The organism is Ramlibacter sp. G4-7, assembly GCF_057784995.1.
This window is the reverse complement of the sequence record NZ_JBYNTT010000006.1, coordinates 70,607-85,775: the sequence shown is the minus strand read 5'-3', so window position 1 is coordinate 85,775 and position 15,169 is coordinate 70,607. Positions and strand designations below refer to the sequence as shown.

Sequence of the window (15,169 nt, the reverse complement as noted above, 5' to 3'; positions counted from 1 at the left end):
GATTACTCCTCGGGTGCCTGCGTCAGCAGGGCCATCGAATGGGAAAGCAGTTCGAGCTTGGCCGGGGCCGCGTAGCTGGGCCCCTGCGACTCCTCGAAGTAGCCTTCCGGGGTGTAGATGCGCAAGGCCCACTCGCCGGGGTGGCCGGCGACCACGGGCAGCGTGAAGGTGGCAGGTTCGGCGGTCGCGTTGAAGACCAGCAGCACCGAGCGGTTGACGCCTTCGTCGGCATCGGCGGGCGCGAAGCGCGCGTCCAGCACCGCGGCAACACAGCGTACCGCCGGGTTCGTCCATTCCTCGGAAGTCATCTCCAGGCCCCAGACGCTGTACCAGACGATGTCGCGCCGGCTGTCCTCGTCCGGCTGGCCGGTGAGCCAGGCGTTGTGCCGCAGCACGGGGAGCTCCCGCCGCAGCCGGGTCAGGGCCTGCGTGAAGGACAGGAGAGGGTCGTCGCGGCGTTCCTGCGACCAGTCGAACCAGCTGACCTCGTTGTCCTGGCAGTAGGCATTGTTGTTGCCGCCCTGCGTGCGGCCCATCTCGTCGCCTCCCAGCAGCAGCGGCACGCCGCGCGAGCAGAAGAGGGTGGTGAGGAAGTTGCGCTTCTGCCGCTCGCGGAAGGCGAGGATGCGGGCATCGTCCGTGGGCCCTTCGACGCCGCAGTTCCAGCTGCGGTTGTGGCTTTCGCCGTCGCGGTTGTCCTCCGCGTTGGCCTCGTTGTGCTTGTCGTTGTAGCTCACGAGGTCGTGCAGCGTGAAGCCGTCGTGCACGGTCACCAGGTTCACGCTCGCCCGCGGGCCCCGCCGCGAGTGGCCGTAGATGTCCGCCGAGCCGCACAGGGCGGCCGCAAAGTCGCCCAGGCTGCCCTCGATGCCGCGCCAGTAGTCGCGCACGCGGTCGCGGTACTGGCCGTTCCACTCGCTCCAGCCCTGCGGGAAGCCGCCGACCTGGTAGCCGTGGTCACCCAGGTCCCAGGGTTCCGCGATCATCTTGACGCGCTTGAGCACCGGGTCCTGGGCGACGGCGGACAGGAAGGGGCTGCGGTGGTCGAAGGCGCCGTTGCCGTTGCGGGAGATGGCCGGGGCGAGGTCGAAGCGGAAGCCGTCGACATGCATCTCCTCGACCCAGTAGCGCAGGCTGTCCATCACGAGGCGCAGCATGGCCGGGTGGCTGGTGTCCAGCGTGTTGCCGGTGCCGGTGAAATCGACGTAGTGCCGGTGGTCCTCGGTGAGCCGGTAGTAGCTGCGGTTGTCGATGCCCTTGAAGCACAGCGTGGGGCCGAGGTGGTTGCCCTCGCAGCTGTGGTTGTAGACGACGTCGAGGATGACTTCCAGCCCGTGGGCATGGAGCTTCTTCACCATCTGCCGGAACTCGTTGGGGTCGCCGCCGCAGAGGTAGCGCGGGTCCGGAGCGAAGAAGGCGATGGAGTTGTAGCCCCAGTAGTTGGCCAGGCCCAGGTCGATCAGGCGGCGTTCGTCGTTGAAGGCCTGGACCGGCAGCAGTTCGACGGCTGTCACGCCGAGGTTCTTGAGGTGGGCGATCGCCGCATCGCTGGCCAGCCCGGCGAAGGTTCCGCGCTGTGCCTCCGGCACCTCCGGCATCGTGCGGGTGAAGCCGCGCACGTGCACTTCGTAGAGGACGCTGTGCTCCAGCGGGATCGCCGGATGGGCGTCCTCGCCCCAGTCGAACCGCGGGTCGACGACCACGCATTTGGCGGCCTGCGCGCCGTTGTCCTGCGCGTCCATGTGCAGGTCGCGCCGCTCGTGGCCCAGGGGGTAGGCGTACTGCCAGGCCGCGCCGCGCAGCGGCCGGTCCAGGGCGCGGGCATAAGGGTCCAGCAGCAGCTTGTGCGGATTGCAGCGCCAGCCGTGCTGGGGGTCGTAGGGGCCGTGCACGCGCAGGCCATAACGCGTGCCTGCGGCCAGACCCGGCACGAAGCCGTGCCAGACGTCGTCGGTGCGCGCGGGCAGGGCGATGCGGCGCTCCTCGTGCTCGCCGCCGGCGTCGAAGATGCAGACCTCCACCTTCTGCGCGCCGCTGGAGTACACGGCGAAGTTCACGCCCCCCGCCTGGAGGGTGGCTCCGAGAGGCCAGGGCCTGCCGGCGGCGCAGGCCCCGGGGGAACCGGCGGGCGCCGGAGGACTGCTGGGGCGATGCGCGGGGGAGTCGTCGACGGCTTGCGCCGTCATGCAAGCGCCTCCATGCGTGGCGCCGCCTCGCCCAGGCAGGCCTCCTCGTCCATCGGAGCGAGGAAAGGCGAGCTCGCGTTCTTGCGCGCCGGGAAGTAGCCGGCGGGCACCACCACGATGCCGGAGGGCGTGACGTGGAAGCGCCTGCGGTCCTGCTCGAGGTCGAAGCCGATGCGCACGTCCGGCGGGATGTCGTTGTCCTGGTCGATGATGCAGCGGCGCACCTGGGCGCCGCGGCCGATGCGCGAGCGCTCCATGACGATGCAGCGCTCCAGCCGGGCGCCGCGTTCGACCAGCACCGAGCGGCGCAGCATCGCGTGGTCCAGCTCGGCGCCGTCCACGATGCTGCCCGAGCCCACCACGGAGCGGTTGATCACGCCGTTCTCGATCTGCGCCGACTCGGCCTGGTCCGGGCTGGCGTAGATGGGCCACTGCCGGTTGGTCATGCGGAACCGGGGTTGCGCGCCCAGCGTGTCGAAGTGCGCCTGGTAGTACGCGTCGATGGTGCCGACGTCGCGCCAGTACGCATGCTCCTCGTAAGGCTCCGTGCCCGGGATGGTGTTGGTCGCGAAGTCGTAGGCCACGAGCTTGTGGCTCTTCACCATGGACGGCAGGATGTGCTTGCCGAAGTCGGTCTCGCCACTCTCGTGCATGCGCTTGAGCTGCTGCAGCAGCACATCGGCGTTGAAGATGTAGTTGCCCATGGAGGCGAGCGCCTGGGTGCGGCTGCCCGGCATGGGCCGCGTGGCCTTGGGCTTCTCCTTGAAGTCCACGATGCGGTGGTTGGCGTCGACCTCCACGATCCCGAACTGGTCGCAATCGCGCAGTTCCACCGGGATCGTCGCGACGCTCGCGTGAGCGCGGCTCTTGACGTGGAAGTCGATCATCTGCCGCACGTCCATGCGGTAGACGTGATCGCCGCCGAACACCGCGACGATGTCCGGCTGCATGCTCTCGATCAGGTGGATGTTCTGGTACACCGCGTCCGCGGTCCCCTGGAACCACGCCGGGCCGTGCCGCATCTGCGGCGGCACCACCGTGATGAAGTGCTGCGGCATGAAGCGGGCCATCGTCCAGGTCTGGCGCACATGCTCGATCAGCGATTGCGATTTGTACTGCACCAGCAGGTAGGTCGAATAGATCTCCGAATTGACCAGGTTGGAGAGCACGAAATCCACGATGCGGTGCTTGCCGTTGAACGGCACCGCGGGCTTGCAGCGGTTGGCGGTCAGCGGGTGCAGGCGCGAGCCTTCGCCACCGGCCATCACGAAGGCGAGGACGTTCTTATTGCCGGGCATGAGGAGCTCCCTGAGTCGTTGGAATTGGTGTGGTGGACAGGATCACGGTGCCCAGGGGGGGCACGGTGACCAGGGCGCTTGCCGGCCACCCACCCACGCCGTGGGCGGTGGCCTGGACGGCCCCCAGGTTGCCGACGCCGCTGCCACCGTAGTAGGCGGCGTCGCTGTTGAGGATTTCGTGCCAGGTGCCGGTTTCCGGCATCGCCACGCGCAGCCCGGTGCGCGGCTCGGGCGTCATGTTCACGATCGCCACGACCGGCGCGTCGCCCGGCCCGCCGCGGCGCACGAAGCTGAGGATCGTGGGCTCGTGGTGTTCGCAGGGCAGCCAGCCGAAGCCTTCGGCCCGGAAGTCGTTCGCGTGCAGGGCCGGCAGGCGGCGGTAGGCGGCGTTCAGGTCGGCGACCCAGCGGGCCACGCCGGCATGCAAGGGACGGGCCCAGAGGTGCCAGTCCAGCGTGCGCTCGTGGTGCCACTCCTCGATCTGCCCGAATTCGCCGCCCATGAACAGCAGCTTCTTGCCCGGGTGGGTCCACATGTAGCCATACAGGTTGCGCAGGCCCGCGAAGCGCTGCCAGTCGTCCCCGGGCTGGCGCTTGAGCAGGCTGCCCTTGCCGTAGACGACCTCGTCGTGCGACAGCGGCAGGATGAAGTTCTCGTGGAAGGCATACACGGCGGAAAAGCGCACGTCGTCACCGTGCCAGTGCCGGTAGAAGTGCGGCCGCGACGTGTAGCGCAGCGTGTCGTTCATCCAGCCCATGTTCCACTTCATGCCGAACCCCAGGCCGCCCCACTCCACCGGCCGGGAGACGGCCGGCCATGCGGTGGACTCCTCCGCGATCATGTGCACGTCGGGGAAGGCGGCGTACACCGAGGTGTTCAGGTCCCTCAGGAAACCGACGGCCTCGTGGTTCTGGTTGCCGCCCTGCGCATTCGGGATCCACTCGCCCTGCCGCCTTGCGTAATCCAGGTACAGCATCGATGCGACGGCATCCACGCGCAGGCCGTCGAAGTGGTACTTCTCCAGCCAGAAGATGGCGTTGCTGATCAGGAAGTCCCGGACCTCGTAGCGCCCGTAGTTGAAGATCAGGCTGTTCCACTCCGGGTGGAAGCCCAGGCGCGGGTCGTCGTGCTCGTACAGCGCCGTGCCGTCGAACCGGGCGAGGGCGTGCGGGTCGGCCGGGAAGTGCGAGGGCACCCAGTCGAGGAACACGCCGATGCCCTGCTGGTGCAGGGTGTCGACGAAGACCATCAGGTCCTGCGGCGTGCCATAGCGCGAGGTCGGCGCGAAGTAGCCGGTGGTCTGGTAGCCCCAGGATCCGTAGAAGGGGTGTTCGCAGATCGGCATCAGCTCCACGTGCGTGAAGCCCATGTTGTGGCAGTGCGTGGCCAGGCGAAGCGCCATGTCGCGGTAGTTGAGGAAGCGGCCGTCCTCCTCGCGCTGCCAGGACCCCAGGTGCACTTCGTAGATGGAGATCGCCGCTTCGTGTGCCTGCCGCTGCCAGCGCGAACGCATCCACTCGCCGTCGCCCCACTCGTGCGACAGGTCCCAGATCTGCGACGCGGTGCCGGGCGGATGCTCCATGCGGAAGGCATACGGGTCCGCCTTGTCCATCCAGTGTCCGGAGGCGTCCTGGACCCGGTACTTGTAGCACTGGCCGGGGAGGGCGCCCTCGATGAAGCCGGCCCAGCGCCCGCTGCCGTCGTCGATGCGGTACAGCGGCTCGCAGTGCCAGTTGTTGAAGCTGCCGATCACGCCGACGGCGCGCGCGTTCGGCGCCCACACGGTGAACCAGGTGCCGCGCTCGGTGGGATGCGCACCCATGACCTCGAACTGGCGGTGATGGTGGCTCGCGCGGCGCGCGGTGGTCGTCTCCATCCGCGGCGCTGCCGGAGCGCTCTTCTCCTCTGGGGGCAAGTGGGGCTTCATGGCCGTCGTCGTTGTAGCGCGCCATTCTGTTGGCGCGGCGCCGGCGGCGGTGAAGGATGCGCAGATCAAGCTGCGTAGGCGGGAACCTACATCCACACTGGATGCGGGCGCTCAGGCAACCGTCTGGCGTTCCTTACAAGCCAAGGGCGGTTGTCAGACGCCGAGCAAGGCTCAGACGCCGAGGTACTGCTCGAGCAGTTCCGGCTGCTGCCGCAGCTCGGCAGAAGGTGCCTCGTGTACCACTTCCCCCTTCACCAGGATGACGTTGCGGTCCGTGACCTGCGTCACCTGGCGCCACGCCTTGTCGACGATGACGCTGGAAATCCCGCTGGCGCGAACCAGCGCACAGATGCGCCAGATCTCGCGCGCGATCAGGGGCGCCAGGCCTTCCGTGGCCTCGTCGAGGATGAGCACGTCGGGGTTGGTCATCAGCGCCCGGCCGATCGTGAGCATCTGCTGCTCGCCGCCGGAGAGCTGCTGGCCGCCGTGGCCCAGCCGCTCCTTCAGGCGCGGGAAGGTGTCCAGCACGCGCTCGTAGGTCCAGTCGCGCTGCCCACCGGTGCCGGCACGCGCGGCCATCACCAGGTTTTCCTTGACGCTGAGGTTGCCGAAAATGCCGCGGCCTTCCGGCACGTACGCTATGCCCATCTGCGCCGCTTCGTACGCCGGCCGGCCGGTCATGGCGCGGCCCTTGATCTCGACGGTGCCGGCCCGCGGCCGCACGATGCCCATGAGCGACTTGAGCAGGGTGCTCTTGCCCATGCCGTTGCGGCCCATGAGGCCGATGGTCTCGCCGCGGTCCACATGGAAGTCGATGCCGCGCAGGATGTGGCTCGCCCCGTAGTAAGTGTGCAGGCCGCGCGCGGCGAGGAGGCGTTCAGCCATGCGCTTCCTCCCCGAGATACGCCGATTGCACGGCGGCGTCCCCACGCACCGCGGCGGGCGTGCCGCTGGCGATCACCTGGCCGTTGACCATCACCGTGAGGTGGTCCGCCAGCGTGAACACCGCGTCCATGTCGTGTTCCACCAGCATCATCGCGTGCTGCGACTTCAGGCGCAGCAGCAGTTCGACCATGCGCTGCGCTTCGGCGGTGCCCATGCCGGCCAGCGGCTCGTCCAGCAGCAGCACCTGTGGGTCGGTGGCCAGCGTCATGGCGATCTCCAGCTGCCGCTGTTCGCCGTGGCTGGCGGCGCCGGCGGGCTGGTCGCGCCGTGCCTGCAGGCCGGCCAGTTCGAGTGCCCGCTCCGCGCGCTCGTTGGCCGCGCGCACGCTGCCGGCGCGAGCGAGCCAGCGCGCTGCGTGCGGTGTGCGCGATTGCGCGGCGAGCCGCACGTTCTCCCAGACGGTGAACGGCAGGAAGATGTTCGTCTTCTGGTAGCTGCGGCCCAGGCCGGCGCGCGAGATGCGTTCCGGGCTCCAGCCGGTCACGTCGCGCCCGGCGAGCGTCACGGTGCCGGTGGTGGGAACGAGATCGCCCGAGAGCAGGTTGGTCAGCGTCGACTTGCCGGCGCCGTTGGGGCCGATGACGGCGTGGATGCGGTCGCGCCAGAGGTCCAGTGTCACCTCGCTGACCGCGGCCAGGCCGCCGAAGCGCTTGGTGAGGCCGCGGGCGGAGAGCAGCGGCTGCAATGCGGCGGCGCTCATGGCTGCCCCTTCGTGCGCAGGACGCGTGCCAGCAGCCCGAGCAGGCCGCGCGGGGCGAAGGTCACCAGCAGCACGATGAACAGGCCCATCCACAGCTGCCAGTGCTTGCCCGCGTTGAAGGAGCCCACCGCGGGCAGGTCCTTGAACGCGTGCAGCAGCCACTCGAAGGCGAAGGCGCCGACGATGGCGCCGGCGAAATTGCCGGTGCCGCCCAGGATCACCATCATGATGGCGTGCGCGCTCATGTGGAAACCCATGAGTTCCGGGTTGACGTAGCCGGTCTGCGCGCCCCACAGGTAGCCCGCCAGGCCGGCGAGCGCGCCGGCGAGCGTGAAGGCGGCCAGCTTGTAGCCGAAGGTGCCGAAGCCCATGGCGCGCATGCGGTGCTCGTTCACGCGGATGCCGGCGAGGGCGCGCCCGAACGGGCTGAACAGCAGCCGGCGCAGGAACAGGTAGACCAGCACCAGCGTGGCGAGCGTGAAGAAGTAGAAGACGCGCTTGTTTTCCAGGTCGAACAGGCCGGCGGCGGGCTTGAAGTTGATGTAGATGCCGTCGGAGCCGCCCAGCGCCTTGTTGTCGAAGAACAGGTAGAACACCATCTGGGCGAAGGCCATGGTGACCATGATGAAGTAGATGCCCTTGGTGCGCACCACGAAGAAGCCGATCACCAGCGCGGCCAGCCCGGACGCGGCGACGGATGCCGGCAGCGTCCACCACAGGCTCGCGGGACTGTCGGCCGGCGTCAGGAACGCGAGCGCGTAACCGGCCAGGCCGAAGAAGGCCGCGTGCCCCAGCGAAACCAGGCCCGTGACGCCCTGCAGCAGGTCCAGGCTCATGGCGAAGATCGCCAGGATCATCATCCGCGCCACCATCTGGGTGTAGAAGTCCGTCCCGAAGAAGGGAAACGCCAGCAGAGCGGCCAGCGCCAGCAGGAGCGCGAGCTGCAGGCCGCGCGGCAGCGTCTCCAGATGGGCCTGGACCATGCTCATTGCTTGAACAGGCCTTCGGGCCGCCACAGCAGCACGGCCGCCATCAACATGTAGACCAGCATGCCGGCCACCTGCGGCAGCAGCACCTTGCCGAAGGTGTCCACCAGGCCGACCAGGAGGGCGGAGATCAGCGCCCCGCGCACCGAGCCGATGCCGCCGATGACCACCACCACGAAGCACATGATCAGCACCTGCGAGCCCATGTTCGGGTAGACGCTGGAGATCGGCGAGGCGACCATGCCGGCGATGCTTGCCAGGCCCACGCCGAGCGCGAAGACCACGGCGTGGATCAGCTTGACGTTCACGCCCAGCGCCTCGGTCATCTGGTGGTTGAAGGCGCCCGCGCGGATCTTCATGCCCAGGCGCGTCCTGGAGATCAGCAGGTACAGGCCGAGCGCGAGCAGCACGCACACGCCGGACATGAAGAGGCGGTACACGGGATAGGACAAGGTGTCCGTCAAGGGCAGCGAAGAGGAGAGCGCCTCGGGAATGGTCACGCCGTGCACGTCGTCGCCCCACAGGATGGAGCGCATCTCCTCGAAGATGTAGATCAGCCCGAAGGTCAGCAGCACCTGGTCCAGGTGGTCGCGGTGGTAGAAGTGCCGGAACAGGATGCGCTCCAGCACCAGGCCGAAGGCCACGGAGAGCACGGTGCCGAGCACGATCGCGAGGACCAGGCTGCCCGTCTTCGCGGCGAGCGACCAGGCGAGATAGGCACCCAGCATGTAGAAGCTGCCGTGGGCCAGGTTGACCACGCCCATGATCCCGAAGATCAGCGTCAGGCCGGCAGCCAGCATGAACAGCAGCAGGCCGTACTGGACGCTGTTGAGGAGCTGGATCAGGAAGTTGGCGAAATCCATCGGGAAGGGGCGCGTGGCGCGTGCAAGGCAGGCGTCATGACGGGCCTGGCCCGGCATCCATGGGGCGGTTCATCCGGCGCCGCATGGATTGCGGATCCAGCCCGCAATGACACCCTCGGGAGCCGCAGGCTCAGGCCAGCTTGCAGCCCGCGCCGGAATCCGACAGCGCCTTGGCGGCGACGCCGATCACCTTGTTGTCGCCCTTTTCGACGCGGCGCAGGTAGATGTCCTGCACCGGGTTGTGGGCCTTGCTCATCGTCCACTTGCCGCGCGGGCTGTCGATGGTCTGGGTCTCGAGCGACCGGTACAGGGCGGCCTTGTTGCCGATGTCGCCCTTGACCACGGCAAGGCCCTGCGCCAGCAGCAGGCCCGTGTCGTAGCCTTGCACGGCGTACACGTCCGGCTGCATCCTGAATTCCTTGGCGTACGCCAGGCGGAACTGGTTGTTGCGCGGCGTGTCGAGCGAGTCCGCGTAGTGCATCGTGGTCATGATGCCTTCGGCGGCAGGGCCCGCGGCCTGCAGCACGCCCTCGGTCAGGAAGCCCGAGCCCCACAGCGGGATCTTGTCCTTCAGGCCGGCCGCGGCATAGTCGCGGATGAACTTGGCCGCGCCGCCGCCCGCGAAGAAGCAGGCCACCGCATCGGGACGCAGCGACGCGATCTCCGTCAGCAGCGCCTGGAACTCCACGTTGGGGAAGGGCAGGCCGAGCTCCTTGACGATGGTGCCGCCGGCCTTGGTGTAGCTGTCGCGGAAGCCCTCGAAGGCCTCGTCGCCCGCGGCGTACTTCCAGGTGATCCACACGGTGCGCTTGAGGCCCTTGTCCATCATGGGCTTGCCCAGCGCCAGCGTGGGCTGGCTGTTGGTGAAGGAGGTGCGGAACACGTTGGGGGCGCACAGCCCGCGCGTGGCCGCATGCACGCCGGCATTGGGGATCAGGTTCAGCACGCCGGACTCGCGCGCGACGCGCTGTATGCCCATCTGCACACCGGAGTGCACGGTGCCGATCAGCACGTCCACCTTGTCGCGTTGCACGAGGCGGTTGGCGTTCTCGACACCCTTCGCCGGCTCGGACTCGTCGTCCACCTTGAACCACTCGATGTCGCGGCCCCCGAGCTTGCCGCCCTTTTCGGCGATCGCCATGCGCACGCCGTTCTCGATGGCGACACCGAGCTGCGCGAAGGTGCCGGTGTACGGCAGCATGAAGCCCACGCGGATCTTGTTGGACTGGGCACGCACGATCCCGGGCAGCAGCAGGCCGGTGGAGGCCGCTCCGACGAGGGCGGCGCTGCGGGAGAGGACAAGGCGGCGGGTGGTCATGGTCTTCCTTCGTTCTGGTTCGTAGCGGCCGGATTGTCGTTGCACATGGCGCACGCGCGCCACATGGCTTTCCCTCAGGCTGCGGCGGCGCGCAGCTTGAAGCGCTGGATCTTGCCGGTGGCCGTCTTGGGCAGCTCGGGCACGAAGGCGATCCAGCGTGGGTACTTGTAGGGCGCCAGGCGCGTCTTCACGTGGCCTTGCAGGTCCTCAGCGCTCGCCTGTTGCCCCGCCTTGAGCACCACGTAGGCCTTGGGCTTGACCAGGCCGTCCTGGTCGGCGACGCCGATGACGGCGGCCTCCAGCACCGAGGCGTGCGTCATGAGGCAGGCCTCCACCTCGAAAGGCGAGACGTAGATGCCGCCCACCTTGAGCATGTCGTCGCTGCGGCCGCCATAGGTGTAGTAGCCGTCCGCATCGCGCGTGTACTTGTCGCCGCTGCGCGTCCATTCGCCGGCGAAGGTCGCCTTGGTCTTGTTGCGGCTGTTCCAGTACATGAGGGCCGCGCTGGGGCCGCTGATCTGCAATTCGCCGATCTCGCCGTCGGCGCATTCGCGGCCGTCGTCACCGATGATGCGCAGCTCGTAGCCCGGCACCGGCTGGCCCGTGGTGCCGTAGCGCACCTGGCCCGGCCGGTTGGACAGGAAGATGTGCAGCATCTCGGTGGAACCGATGCCGTCGAGGATCTCGCAACCATACTCACGCGTCCAGCGCTCGCCGATCTCCGCCGGCAGCGCTTCGCCGGCGCTGGTGCACACGCGCAGCGCCACCTCGCTTTTCTTCGGCCGGCCGGGGTCCGCCAGCAGCGCCGCGTACAAGGTGGGAACGCCGTAGAAGATCGAGGGCTTGTGGTCCTTGAGGATGCGGAACACGTCGGCGGGCGCCGGCCGCGAAGGCAGCAGGATGGTCGTGGCGCCGACGGCCAGCGGGAAGGTCAGGGCGTTGCCCAGGCCGTAGGCGAAGAACAGCTTGGCGGCGGAATACACGACGTCGTCCTCGCGGATGCCGAGGACCGCGCGGCCATAGAGTTCCGCCGTCTGCACGAGATGGCTGTGCAGGTGCACCGTGCCCTTTGGCGTGCCGGTGGACCCGCTCGAATAGAGCCAGAAGCAGGCGTCGTCGCTGCAGGTCCCCGCGATTTCCCCGGTGGGCTTGCCCGACGCGACGAGGCCGGCGACCGAACGCTCGCCGGTGTCGTCGGCCACGAAGATGTGCTTGAGCGTCCCCACCTGGCCCACCAGCGGCTCGAACGTGGGCAGCAAGGGCCGTGAGACGAACAGGGCCTGCGCGCGCGAGTCGCGCAGCATGAAGTCGAAGTCCTTGCTGGTCAGCAGCGTGTTGGCGGCGATCGGCACCACGCCGGCGAGGATGCAGCCCAGGAAGACGACGGGCCACTCCAGCGTGTCCAGCATCGCCAGCATCACGCGGGTTTCCGGTGTGAAGCCTTGCGTGCGCAACGCGTCGGCGAAGCGGTGAGCCTGCTCTTCCAGTTGCGCGAAGGTGAGGGTGTCGCCGCTGGCCGCATCGATGTAGGCCACCTTGCCCGGACGCGCCGCATTGCGTCGCAGGAGGTCATGCGCTGCGTTGTAGTCGCGCGGGATCTCGACCCGCGGCGGGCGGCTGCCGTGGTCGGCATGGCTCAGGTGCATCTCTTGTCTCCTCGTGCCCCTTGATCGTTGTCGTTGCGGGCGCGACCCGCAATCCTGGGCTCCCGGGTCAAGGCCGGGAGGAAGTCGTCAAGCCGCGGTCCTTTCGCCAACCGATTGCATCGCGGGAAGCGCCTCGCGCTCCAGCCATTCCCGGCACCAGGCCGTGCCCACTTCCTCGGGCATCGTGCCGGCGGTGGCGTCGTGGCACCAGACCTCGCCGATGCGCTGCGCGCCCAGGCCCTGCAGGCGCTCGTCGAACTTCTTGCCGCCGAAGCAGAAGGTCTGGGAGTACGTGCGATCCCCCAGCGCAATCACGCCATACCGGACGTGGCCGAGGAACTTCGGCTGGGTGTCGAGGGAGTCGTACAGTGCCCGGGCGTTGTCCGGGACGTCGCCCGAGCCGTAGGTGGACGAGCAGACGAGATAGAGGGCCTCTTCGTCGAAGGCCGAGATGTCCAGGTTGTCCATCATCACGACCTCGATCTCGTCGACCAGGTCGGCGCAATCCATCTGGATGGCCTGGGCGACGTAGTCGGCCGTGCTGGTCATGGTGCCGACGAGGATCTTGAGCTTCATGGCGTTCCGATCGTATGCAGTAAACTGCTTGACAGGTGGTGTGTCGGAAGTATACTGCAATCTTGATGGAACGCAAGGTTTGCGCGGCAAGCGCCCCCCACATGCAGCCGATCACCGACAACGACAGCCGCACGACGCTGCCCGAACTGGGCGCCAGGGTGCGTGCGTGGCGCGCTCGCCGCGGCATGACGCGCAAGCAGCTGGCAGCCGATTCGGGCCTGTCCGAGCGCTTCCTGGCCGACGTCGAAACCGGCAAGGGCAACGTGTCCATCAACTCGCTGGAAGCCGCCGCCCGCGCCCTGAACATCACCCTCCTCGACCTGCTGCAGGATGCCCCCCGTCCCGCCCTGGCGCGCGTGCACGGCCTGCTGGCACGCCTGGACGATGCGCAGCTGGACCAGGCCCATTCCCTGCTGGGCACCACCTTCAACCTGGCCGATGCGCAGGGGCGCGAGCAGCGCATCGCGCTGGTGGGCCTGCGCGGTGCCGGCAAGACCACCCTGGGTGCGCAGCTGGCCGCCCAGCGCGGCGTGCCCTTCATCGAGCTGGACCGCGAGATCGAACGCGAGGCCGGCACCAGCATGAACGAGATCCTGCTGCTGCACGGGCAGGCCGGCTACCGCCGCTTCGAGCGCCGCGCCCTGTTGCGCATCGCCGAGGAACATGGCGAGGGCGTGGTGATGACCACCGGGGGCAGCATCGTCAGCGAGCGCGAGACCTTTGACCTGCTGCAAAGCCACTTCTATTGTGTGTGGGTGAAAGCCAGCCCCGAGGAGCACGTGAGCCGCGTGGTCGCCCAGGGCGACATGCGGCCCTTCAACGCCGGCGACGGCGCCGAAGCTCCACGCGGCGCGATGACGGAGGCGCTGGAAGACATCCGCCGCATCCTGGCCAGCCGCGAGCCCCTGTATGCGCGCGCCGACGCGGTGGTCGACACCGCCGCGCGCAGCGTCAAGCAGTCCCTGAAAGACCTGGAGCGGGCCGTGCCCGCGCCGCAAGCCACGACCCTGGAGACCCGATGAACGCCATGACCGAACCCCTGCTGTTCAAGCAGGTGCTGGGCGGGGAGGAACGCGAGCTGGTGAGCTTCGCGACCGACCCTTCGCGCTACCGCCACTGGGCGCTCGCCGTCGAGGGCGACGTCGCCCGCCTGAAGCTCGACATCGACGAGGACGGCGGCATCAAGCCCGGCTACAAGCTGAAGCTGAACTCCTACGACCTGGGCGTCGACATCGAACTGCACGACGCACTGAACCGCATCCGCTTCGAGCACCCCGGCGTCAAGGTGGTCGTGTTCGAAAGCGGCAAGGAGCGCATCTGGTGCTCCGGCGCCAACATCTACATGCTGGGCCTGTCCACGCACGCGTGGAAGGTGAACTTCTGCAAGTTCACCAACGAGACGCGCAACGGGCTGGAAGACTCGTCGCGCCATGAAGGCCTGAAGTCCATCGCCGCGGTGACCGGCGCCTGCGCCGGCGGCGGCTACGAGCTGGCCCTGGCCTGCGACCGCATCGTCATGGTGGACGACCGCTCCTCCACCGTCAGCCTGCCCGAGGTGCCGCTGCTGGGGGTGCTGCCCGGCACCGGCGGCCTCACGCGCGTGACCGACAAGCGCAAGGTGCGCCGCGACCTCGCCGACATCTTCTGCACCACCAGCGAAGGCGTGCGCGCGGACCGCGCCAAGGACTGGAAGCTGATCGACGAACACGCCAAGCCGCAGGCCTTCGGTGCGCTGCTGGAAAAGGAAGTCTCCGTGCTGCGCGGCCAGTCCACGCGCAAGGGCCCGGACAGCGGCATTGCCTGGACGCCCCTGCAGCTGAAGATCGACGAGCAGGGCTACCACTACGGGCTGGTGGACGCGCAGGTCGATCGCAGCGCGCGCATCGCGACCCTCACCGTGCAGGCGCCCACCGCCGCGATCGCATCGACGCCCGAGACCATCGTCGCCGCCGGCGCGAACTGGTGGCCCTTGCAGCTCGCCCGCGAACTGGACGACGCCATCCTGAACCTGCGCGCCAACGAACTGGAGATCGGCACCTGGGTGCTCAAGACCCGGGGCGACGCGAACCTGGTGATGCTGGCCGACGCGGTGCTCGACAAGCACAAGGAACACTGGCTGGTGCGCGAGACGGTCGCCGCGCTGCGCCGCGCGCTGGCCCGCCTGGACGTGACCAGCCGCTCGCTGATCGCGCTGGTGGACGAAGGCTCCGCTTTCGCCGGCACGCTGTACGAGCTGGCGCTTGCCTGCGACCGCATCTACATGCTGGACCTGCCCGATGCACCGGACGCGGCGCCGGCACTGCGCCTGAACGCCGCCAACTTCGGCCGCTACCCTGAAGTGAACGGGCTGACGCGGCTGCAGACGCGGTTCAACGAGGACGCGACGACCATCGCGCAGCTGCAGGGCCTGCAGGACAGCCCGCTGCGCGCCGACCAGGCGCTGGAGCTGGGCCTGGTGACGCTCACGCCGGACGACATCGACTGGGATGACGAGATCCGCCTGATGCTGGAAGAGCGCGCATCCCTCTCGCCCGATGCGCTCACCGGCATGGAAGCGTCGCTGCGCTTCCCCGGCAGGGAGACGATGGAGACCCGCGTGTTCGGGCGCCTGTCGGCCTGGCAGAACTGGATCTTCATCCGGCCGAATGCGGTGGGCGAAGACGGCGCGCTGAAGCTGTTCGGCACCGGCAAGAAGGCGAAATTCGACTGGAAACGCGTCTGACG

Annotated in this window: 12 protein-coding genes; 2 read left to right on the top strand and 10 right to left on the bottom strand. The window is 68.4% G+C overall.

The annotated features are described in order from the left end of the window. Positions 1-2: 2 nt before the first annotated feature. From glgX to AC3EGR_RS10090, 10 genes are all read right to left on the bottom strand, one after another. Positions 3-2,057, bottom strand: a complete 2,055-nt coding sequence (glgX, locus tag AC3EGR_RS10135; protein WP_488546351.1) for a glycogen debranching protein GlgX — start codon at positions 2,055-2,057, stop codon at positions 3-5. A 125-nt stretch (positions 2,058-2,182) separates the two neighbouring features. Beyond that, positions 2,183-3,484 (bottom strand): glucose-1-phosphate adenylyltransferase, encoded by a 1,302-nt coding sequence (gene glgC, locus AC3EGR_RS10130; protein ID WP_488546350.1) that lies wholly within the window; start codon positions 3,482-3,484, stop codon positions 2,183-2,185. Beyond that, complete coding sequence (gene glgB, locus AC3EGR_RS10125) at positions 3,471-5,360, bottom strand: 1,4-alpha-glucan branching protein GlgB (protein ID WP_488546349.1); 1,890 nt, start codon at positions 5,358-5,360, stop codon at positions 3,471-3,473. The genes glgC and glgB overlap by 14 nt, the downstream gene beginning before the upstream one ends. A 222-nt stretch (positions 5,361-5,582) precedes the next feature. After that, on the bottom strand, positions 5,583-6,296 hold the full coding sequence (locus AC3EGR_RS10120) for an ABC transporter ATP-binding protein (RefSeq protein ID WP_488546348.1): 714 nt from the start codon (positions 6,294-6,296) through the stop codon (positions 5,583-5,585). Next, positions 6,289-7,056, bottom strand: a complete 768-nt coding sequence (locus AC3EGR_RS10115; protein WP_488546347.1) for an ABC transporter ATP-binding protein — start codon at positions 7,054-7,056, stop codon at positions 6,289-6,291. Before AC3EGR_RS10115 ends, AC3EGR_RS10120 begins: the two co-directional genes overlap by 8 nt. Then, positions 7,053-8,045: a branched-chain amino acid ABC transporter permease gene (locus AC3EGR_RS10110; protein WP_488546346.1), complete on the bottom strand. Its 993-nt coding sequence runs from the start codon at positions 8,043-8,045 to the stop codon at positions 7,053-7,055. The genes AC3EGR_RS10115 and AC3EGR_RS10110 overlap by 4 nt, the downstream gene beginning before the upstream one ends. Beyond that, positions 8,042-8,905, bottom strand: coding sequence for a branched-chain amino acid ABC transporter permease (locus AC3EGR_RS10105; RefSeq protein WP_488546345.1), 864 nt, complete (start codon positions 8,903-8,905; stop codon positions 8,042-8,044). Before AC3EGR_RS10105 ends, AC3EGR_RS10110 begins: the two co-directional genes overlap by 4 nt. Before the next feature lie 130 nt (positions 8,906-9,035). Next, positions 9,036-10,223 carry an ABC transporter substrate-binding protein gene (locus tag AC3EGR_RS10100; protein WP_488546344.1) on the bottom strand — a complete coding sequence of 396 codons (1,188 nt, stop codon included), beginning with the start codon at positions 10,221-10,223 and terminating at the stop codon, positions 9,036-9,038. Positions 10,224-10,297: 74 nt separating this feature from the next. Continuing rightward, positions 10,298-11,869, bottom strand: coding sequence for a benzoate-CoA ligase family protein (locus AC3EGR_RS10095; protein ID WP_488546343.1), 1,572 nt, complete (start codon positions 11,867-11,869; stop codon positions 10,298-10,300). An 87-nt stretch (positions 11,870-11,956) separates the two neighbouring features. Next, complete coding sequence (locus AC3EGR_RS10090; protein WP_488546342.1) at positions 11,957-12,445, bottom strand: flavodoxin domain-containing protein; 489 nt, start codon at positions 12,443-12,445, stop codon at positions 11,957-11,959. A 101-nt stretch (positions 12,446-12,546) separates the two neighbouring features. On the opposite strand from AC3EGR_RS10090, the gene AC3EGR_RS10085 reads away from it, so the two are divergent. Together AC3EGR_RS10085 and boxC are read left to right on the top strand one after the other, a co-directional pair. After that, complete coding sequence (locus AC3EGR_RS10085; RefSeq protein WP_488546341.1) at positions 12,547-13,467, top strand: helix-turn-helix transcriptional regulator; 921 nt, start codon at positions 12,547-12,549, stop codon at positions 13,465-13,467. Between the two features lie 5 nt (positions 13,468-13,472). Further along, on the top strand, positions 13,473-15,167 hold the full coding sequence (gene boxC, locus AC3EGR_RS10080) for a 2,3-epoxybenzoyl-CoA dihydrolase (protein WP_488546340.1): 1,695 nt from the start codon (positions 13,473-13,475) through the stop codon (positions 15,165-15,167). Positions 15,168-15,169 lie beyond the last annotated feature (2 nt).

Excerpts from the sequence above, each read along its gene's own strand:
- glgC (WP_488546350.1), bottom strand. The coding sequence starts at position 3,484 with ATGCCCGGCAATAAGAACGTCCTCGCCTTCGTGATGGCCGGTGGCGAA.
- glgB (WP_488546349.1), bottom strand. The coding sequence starts at position 5,360 with ATGGAGACGACCACCGCGCGCCGCGCGAGCCACCATCACCGCCAGTTC.
- AC3EGR_RS10120 (WP_488546348.1), bottom strand. The coding sequence starts at position 6,296 with ATGGCTGAACGCCTCCTCGCCGCGCGCGGCCTGCACACTTACTACGGG.
- AC3EGR_RS10115 (WP_488546347.1), bottom strand. The coding sequence starts at position 7,056 with ATGAGCGCCGCCGCATTGCAGCCGCTGCTCTCCGCCCGCGGCCTCACC.
- AC3EGR_RS10110 (WP_488546346.1), bottom strand. The coding sequence starts at position 8,045 with ATGAGCATGGTCCAGGCCCATCTGGAGACGCTGCCGCGCGGCCTGCAG.
- AC3EGR_RS10105 (WP_488546345.1), bottom strand. The coding sequence starts at position 8,905 with ATGGATTTCGCCAACTTCCTGATCCAGCTCCTCAACAGCGTCCAGTAC.
- AC3EGR_RS10100 (WP_488546344.1), bottom strand. The coding sequence starts at position 10,223 with ATGACCACCCGCCGCCTTGTCCTCTCCCGCAGCGCCGCCCTCGTCGGA.
- AC3EGR_RS10095 (WP_488546343.1), bottom strand. The coding sequence starts at position 11,869 with ATGCACCTGAGCCATGCCGACCACGGCAGCCGCCCGCCGCGGGTCGAG.
- AC3EGR_RS10090 (WP_488546342.1), bottom strand. The coding sequence starts at position 12,445 with ATGAAGCTCAAGATCCTCGTCGGCACCATGACCAGCACGGCCGACTAC.
- AC3EGR_RS10085 (WP_488546341.1), top strand. The coding sequence starts at position 12,547 with ATGCAGCCGATCACCGACAACGACAGCCGCACGACGCTGCCCGAACTG.
- boxC (WP_488546340.1), top strand. The coding sequence starts at position 13,473 with ATGACCGAACCCCTGCTGTTCAAGCAGGTGCTGGGCGGGGAGGAACGC.